We start from the raw sequence: 6,454 nt of genomic DNA, 5'->3' as shown, positions 1-6,454 counted from the left end.
GAGCACATTAGTGCTCAAGATTTAACGACGACGTTACTCCAAATTAACCAGCGACCGCTTAAAATACTCGACTGGCACACACCGTATCAGGTTATGCTGACAAATTTGTCCAAAAATTTGGATTAAATTTGCAATCTACCATTATACGTTCGGAAAAAAGCACTATATTGGTAACTTCTACAAAAAATAAGATTAAGAGAGCCCGGGACAAAAGTCTCAGGCTTTTGTTCCGGGCTCCAATATTGGATGTCAAAAGGTATGCCAGCTAATCACCAGTTGTCCCACTTATAAGGGCTTTAGTGAGCGAAACAAAAATGTTAGGTCTATAATTTTAGTTAACCAGTGATTATCATCTGAATAACGGTAATGACTTTGAGAGGGGATGATATGTTATTCAATTTGATAACTTTAATTATGCTAAGAGCATTAGGCATGTTTCCGGATTACATAAGCGTGAGGTCCATCTATGGGGAGAATTAGCTGTGGTTCTGTGCATTTTGATGTATGTCGCGTACATTCCAGAAATCGTGGCGAATTTTATGGGTCATCCAGTATCACCGTTGCAGCCATTTACGGCCGCAATTTGTGCCTTTGCCTGGGTGAAATATGGCTGGCACCGTGCGCATAAGGATTGGCCAATTATTATTTCAAATATTCCCGGAGTTGTTTTGGGGATCATTACGGTGGTAACGGCCTACATACATTAGATTATTTCCGAGAAATTAAAAGCGGTATCGACAAGGTGTCCATCCATTGTCGATACCGCTTTTAATTTAGATTGACTGCTGGCAACTTGTAATGTCGCTAATACAAGAATATCGCCGACTTTATACCGATTAGATTTCGGAAGAGACTCTTGTTCGACCCTGATCTGATCAACTATTTGTGTTTTCTTTCGTCCTTTGAGGTTCCGAACAGGGTCATTGATTTTTTTAAGATTTCGTTCTCCAATTTTGCATCATATAATTCTTGATTCTTTTTCGTCAATTCTTCACGAAGTTGATCGATTTCGTTCTTGTTTACTAACTTACGTAATTTCTTCTTATTATGTTTCACTTTGGTTTTTCTGCCTTTCGGATGAGGCTTCAAGGCTTCTATACCATACAGATTGAAGGCTGTCCTCCAAAGACTGATTTGACAAGAATTAACATCAAATTTTGCGGATACTTCGGCTAAAGTTTCATCATGAGTTTGATAGTAGTTTATCACATCAACTTTAAACTCAACTGAGAAACTTCGTTTAACTCTTCTTCGTTTAAGAGCGTCTGCGCCGCTCAAACGAAAGTTTTGTATCCATCTACCTACTTGTATTCGAGGCAAGTTACGTTTCTTTGAAAGAAGACTGATACTAATGTCACCTTGAAGATATTCACTAACGACTTCTGCTTTTAATTCTGAACTATATTTGACCATAGAAAAAGTGCTCCATAACTGTTAGATTTCTTGTCTAACAATTATGGAGCACTTTAATTTTCCCAAGGTTACCTTTATAGGAACAGTAACCAGATGTATGTTTTGAAAAAATAACTACTTTTAGTTTAAGTTTGGTCATTAAATGCCGAATTGTTTCTGGAGAATTCTTGAATCCGACCTTGAGGGATTCTTTCCAGATTCGACGATAACCGTAGGTTGATTTTGAATCGTGATATGTTTTAACAATGAACTCGTTTAATTGAGCGTATTTATCTGTTTTATCAGTTTTACTAAGGCGTTCATAATAAGTTGATCTTGGCAGATTGACCTTAATTAATAACTCGTTCAACTTGTATTTTTTAAGTAATGATTTGACTAATTTTGCTTTTTCGAGTTGGGATCGTTTTCTCGCAAGGTCTTTAGTGCTTTTAAAATATCACGGTCCATTTCGGCATCATGTAGTTTAGCTTTTAGATCAAGAATTTCTTTTTTATATTTCTCTTCTTTTGTGGGATTTAAACGTGTTTGCTTCTTCTTTTTCTTGGCCATTAACGGTCGTCTCCCTCTGGGACGACGCCTTAATCCAATAACACCGTAGTGATTGTATCTATATATCCATGAATTAACCTGGCTAGGTGATATTTTGAAATAAATTGCAGTATCAAGGCGACTGATCTCATGTAGTTTATGATATTCTATCACTGATAATTTCCTATAATTAGGTTTTTGAAACATTTTATATATGTTATTTATTTTAATCTTTATTTGACAATTATTAGAAAAAATCTTAGAATTTGACCATTGAATTTAGGAGGCATTATTATGACACAGACTTTATATAAAAATTTTAATCTTTTTGATGGTGAAAAAATTAGTATCCAAAAAAATTCTTGGTTTATTGTTGATGACGAATCAGGAGAAATCATTAAGTTAGGTTTTAATAATTCTCCCGTGGTTAAAAAAACTGTTGATTTACAAGGTAAATATGTGATGCCTGGGTTAGTTAATGCTCATACGCATATTATGATAAATCCACAAACCAATAAACTTAATTATTTGTCAGAAGCAGAAGTTACCTTTACAGCCTTAAATAATTTAAAGGAGCTACTCCAATCAGGTGTAACTTATGTTCGTGATTGTGGATGTGCATTTGATGTTGATATTAAATTACGTCGTCTACAAGAAGAAGGCCAACTTGGAGGGACTGAGATTTTGCCATCTGGAAGACCTATGAGTATGACCGGGGGCCATGGTGACTTTACTGAGGGGTTAGATGGTGAAACAACTTGGGGCAATTTGGTTGATTCGTCAGATGAGATGAGAAAAGCCGTTCGCCGCGAATTTAAATTGGGTGCTAAAAATATTAAAGTAATGGCAACAGGCGGCGTAATGTCGGCTACGGATCAAATTGACGATACTGAATTATCAGTTGAAGAAATCAGAACTGCTGTGGAAGAAGCTCATTCTAAACATATGACAGTTGCTGCTCACGCAGAAGGCGCTAATGGAATTCACAATGCTATTGTGGCAGGTGTTGATTCGGTTGAACATGGTTCTTATATTACGGATGAGGATATTGATTTGATGTTAGAAAAGAATATCTACTTGTCACCAACTTTGATTGCTGCATATACTATTCCTGAGTATGGAGAAGGAAAATTGCCACAATATATGCTAGATAAAGCCAAGTCATTCATTAAAGATTTCTATGCTCGTATTGGGGCTGCAGCTAAAGCCGGAGTTAAATTGACACTAGGAACTGATGCGGGAACACCATTTAATGGATTCAAAGATACTACTAAGGAATTGGAATTGCTTACCTCTGTTGGAGCAACTAAAGAACAAGCCCTTCATGCATCCTGGAACAGTGCCAAATTACTTGGAATTAGTGATAAATATGGATCTTTAAAAGAAGGTAAAGTGGCCGACTTTTTAGTATTGGATAATGATCCTGTTTCTGATGTGAAAGCCGTTCAACAAGCCGATAAAGCAGTTTACAAAAAAGGAATTAAAGTATTTTAAAGGGGAATTAAAGTGCAACACAAAAGTTAGACAAAGTTGAATATTTTTAAACTGCTAAGGCATGTTCCCTGTATTCGCAGGGAGTCATGCCTTTTGTTTTCTGTGATATTCGTCGATTGTTAAACCAATCGACGTAATTCTTTGTGATTGCCTTTAATTCTCCAATATCTTTACACTGTGGAAATCCATTAAGACATTCTGTTTTAAGAAGATGAAAGAAGCTTTCAATTGGCGCATTATCAAGACAGTTTCCCTTACGAGACATGCTTTGTATAATTTTTTTTCAGAGAGTTTATCGGTATAGTAATTCAATTGATAATGCCAACCTTGATCTGAATGAATTATTGGTTTTATTCCTTCCGGAATATTTTCTGTGAGTTCATCGAGTGTATCCATAATTAGTTTACTGTTAGGACTATTACTTACTTGAAATGCTAAAACTTCCTTGCTTGCTTCGTCAGTAATAGCTGAAACGTAAGCCCACTTAGTATCGGCCAAGCGTACTTGTGTAACATCGGTATGTAATACTTTGAAAGGTACGGTTTCATTAAAATGCTGATGTAGAACGTTACGGGCCACTTTTCCAACTGTACCTTTATAAGATGAATATCTACCATTTCTGTGGCGGTTATAAAGGCTTACTTGAACATTTAATTCATCCACCAAACGACGCACTACGGCGTCTGATAGATGGATATCTAATTTAATGAGCTCTTCTTGAACGCGACGATAACCGTAGGTTAGACGTCCGCGATATCTTCCGCTTTCGGCAATTTTTAGTATCTCTACTTTATGGAGTAATTAACGCTGCCAAGTCGTCCTACTCTAACGGACCGATAGAGGGCATCAACCGTAAGATCAAGGAGCTCAAACGTGCTTGTTATGGCTTCTCCAATCAGGCCAATATGTTCACACGCGTCTACCAGCTGATTGCCTAGATTATCTACCACAATAACGTCACGATGGTAGGCTTATTTGTTATGCCTTCAAGTACGATATTCAGACAACACACCAGATTAAACGCCGCAACTAATAAAACAACAAAAAAAATCTCCCACACGAGGAGATCTCCAAAGGATAGAAACTATTCTTCAACACCATTTGACAAACTTCCAAAAAAGGCCCCTATTCCGCATAATAGAGGACTTTTTTGTGTGCATTCTGCTTCATTTAAACGGACAAGTATACGTCTAAAAGCTGAACGTGTCGTCTATGGGTGCTTTGAACTACGGTTTTGGTATGTCTTCATATACATTTCGAACATTATTTTTTGCTCATTTGATAATTCACGCTCAGCTTTGTCCAACAGTGCTGATATAAGATCATCTTGAGTAATATATCCTAACGAATTTTGAATGGAGTTAATTCTATTTACATTATTTTTTTGAAGTCTAACAGTTCCATACTTTTTGTTTTTTCGAGGGCGACCAACGGGATTCTTATTCGTTTCATTTTTTTCCATATCTTTTATATCAAATGTTTTACTAGGACGAGATATGACAGTTTCTTCTACGGGTTTTGTTTGTTTTAACTGGTTTCTATCTTGCTTTTTGAATTCCATTTTAGCCATTGCTATTTGCCCCCAGTCCGAGCAATGATTTCTTCCGTTAATTTGCCGTACAATGCGTGTAGCCTTATATCGTGGAAGTCGTTTATACTAGTTAGCCCTTTTTCTGATATTCCTTTTCTATCGTAGCGCTTCAATCTTTCCATATGGTGCATGATGTTTTCAAAAATCATATCTTTGCCAAAAGTTTCTCTAGCATCTTTTATGATTTGATTGTCAATTCCGGAATTGTTTTTTAACAGGACTGGCAAGATCCCAGCAATATCGAAGTCTATAGCTGTGTGATTGTTGTAGAATTCTTGAAGATATTCCCAAAATGCTTCTGCACCGTCTAATGATCTTTGCTGAGTCTGAAGAACAATAATAACATAATCTGTATCGTATAAAGCAGTGTCTGTAAATATTGATAGTGTAGGCGGAACATCAAAAATAATGTAATCAAATTTATTCTCTACTTCAGATAGAAGAGTACCGAAATATGACATTCTTTTTTCTTTATAGTTTGGCACGTTAGGCATAAATTTCATTTCCAAGAAATCCGGGTAGCTAACGAAGTCTTTGTAAGAAGGCAATAAGTACAGGTTATTCATTATCTCAACGATGGCATCGGGGAGTTTTTCTTCTTGAATTGCAACCATCATAGTTTTATCAATCTTTAATTCAGTGTTATGCTGCAATCCATATGTTCTTCTCAATAGTTGAGTGGAGTTTGATTGAGGATCTAAGTCACATACAAGGGTTTTATACCCTTTCTTTGCTAATTCATAGGCAGTCATCACGGAATTGGTTGTCTTGCCTACACCGCCCTTAAAATTTCCGAATAATATTTTCTTAGTCAACATGTCCCCTCCTTACTACAAAAAATATTACCACATATTTGTTTTGATTTGTGTGTTTATTTAAATTTACTATTTGTATATCTGAATATTGGACTATTTGAATATTTGAATACAAATATTCAAATAAAACAATCGCTTTGTTCTTGATATACCAGTACATATTTTTTTACTATCCGTATATTTGAATATCATACTAAATGTATATTTCACTATTAGGATATTAGTATAAAGTACTATTTGAATATTAGTATACAAAAACTAATTTTATCTTTATTTTCTTGCTAAGGTGGGGTATTATATAAAAATATAAAATAGAACATAAAAAAACACCCACTGACTGGAATCGGTGAGCGCCACAAAGATAAATTTAATTTAGTTATTATTATATCATGGCCGGTGCGATTTTTAAAGCCCTAGGGGACAAGCTGGGGTCTAAATCCAAGGGGACACGTTTGCCAGGGCGACGTCAATAAGTCTGGCTATACCACAACAAGGTCATCTGTACGGCTGGGTGGTGAATGGTGAGCGCGACCATTAACGGCGCGGGTGGTAAAACGAAGCTTCGGCTTGGTGCCACTGATTAGTTGGTGATCGAACAAACATAAATACGTAT

9 protein-coding genes and 3 pseudogenes are annotated in these 6,454 nt (G+C 36.1%); 4 read left to right on the top strand and 8 right to left on the bottom strand.

The features are described 5' to 3' along the window. Window positions 1-126: pseudogene (locus EKM61_RS11005) on the top strand (IS30 family transposase); the annotation flags it as partial. Between the two features lie 356 nt (window positions 127-482). Beyond that, on the top strand, window positions 483-707 hold the full coding sequence (locus tag EKM61_RS11000; RefSeq protein WP_082920261.1) for a SemiSWEET family transporter: 225 nt from the start codon (window positions 483-485) through the stop codon (window positions 705-707). Window positions 708-879: 172 nt separating this feature from the next. Here the strand turns inward: EKM61_RS11000 and EKM61_RS10995 are convergent, their stop codons facing one another. From EKM61_RS10995 to EKM61_RS12375, 4 genes and pseudogenes are all read right to left on the bottom strand, one after another. Beyond that, window positions 880-1,413, bottom strand: coding sequence for a helix-turn-helix domain-containing protein (locus tag EKM61_RS10995; RefSeq protein ID WP_068226327.1), 534 nt, complete (start codon window positions 1,411-1,413; stop codon window positions 880-882). Between the two features lie 34 nt (window positions 1,414-1,447). Continuing rightward, window positions 1,448-1,762, bottom strand: coding sequence for an IS3 family transposase (locus tag EKM61_RS12380; protein WP_068226325.1), 315 nt, complete (start codon window positions 1,760-1,762; stop codon window positions 1,448-1,450). A 26-nt stretch (window positions 1,763-1,788) separates the two neighbouring features. Continuing rightward, complete coding sequence (locus EKM61_RS12230; protein WP_225359789.1) at window positions 1,789-1,962, bottom strand: hypothetical protein; 174 nt, start codon at window positions 1,960-1,962, stop codon at window positions 1,789-1,791. 18 nt (window positions 1,963-1,980) lie between these two features. Beyond that, a pseudogene (locus EKM61_RS12375) lies at window positions 1,981-2,148 on the bottom strand (helix-turn-helix domain-containing protein); the annotation flags it as partial. A gap of 87 nt (window positions 2,149-2,235) precedes the next feature. On the opposite strand from EKM61_RS12375, the gene EKM61_RS10980 reads away from it, so the two are divergent. Beyond that, complete coding sequence (locus EKM61_RS10980; protein WP_068226324.1) at window positions 2,236-3,435, top strand: metal-dependent hydrolase family protein; 1,200 nt, start codon at window positions 2,236-2,238, stop codon at window positions 3,433-3,435. Window positions 3,436-3,481: 46 nt separating this feature from the next. Here EKM61_RS10980 and EKM61_RS12370 read toward each other — a convergent pair whose 3' ends face one another. Together EKM61_RS12370 and EKM61_RS10970 are read right to left on the bottom strand one after the other, a co-directional pair. Then, on the bottom strand, window positions 3,482-3,664 hold the full coding sequence (locus tag EKM61_RS12370) for an integrase core domain-containing protein (RefSeq protein WP_225359785.1): 183 nt from the start codon (window positions 3,662-3,664) through the stop codon (window positions 3,482-3,484). Continuing rightward, window positions 3,589-4,098 (bottom strand): DDE-type integrase/transposase/recombinase, encoded by a 510-nt coding sequence (locus EKM61_RS10970; protein ID WP_178378351.1) that lies wholly within the window; start codon window positions 4,096-4,098, stop codon window positions 3,589-3,591. Before EKM61_RS10970 ends, EKM61_RS12370 begins: the two co-directional genes overlap by 76 nt. Window positions 4,099-4,223: 125 nt before the next feature. On the opposite strand from EKM61_RS10970, the pseudogene EKM61_RS10965 reads away from it, so the two are divergent. Continuing rightward, window positions 4,224-4,373, top strand: a pseudogene (locus EKM61_RS10965) (transposase); the annotation flags it as partial. Window positions 4,374-4,645: 272 nt separating this feature from the next. On the opposite strand, the gene EKM61_RS10955 reads toward EKM61_RS10965, so the two are convergent. Further along, a complete protein-coding gene (locus tag EKM61_RS10955; protein WP_057868372.1) occupies window positions 4,646-5,005 on the bottom strand; it encodes a hypothetical protein in 360 nt (119 codons plus the stop codon). A 2-nt stretch (window positions 5,006-5,007) separates the two neighbouring features. Next, a complete protein-coding gene (locus tag EKM61_RS10950) occupies window positions 5,008-5,841 on the bottom strand; it encodes a ParA family protein (RefSeq protein WP_068226322.1) in 834 nt (277 codons plus the stop codon). Window positions 5,842-6,454: the final 613 nt, after the last annotated feature.

It is taken from the genome of Loigolactobacillus backii, assembly GCF_003946275.1.
Lineage (GTDB): Bacteria > Bacillota > Bacilli > Lactobacillales > Lactobacillaceae > Loigolactobacillus > Loigolactobacillus backii.
This window is presented reverse-complemented; position numbering and strand designations above follow the sequence as displayed.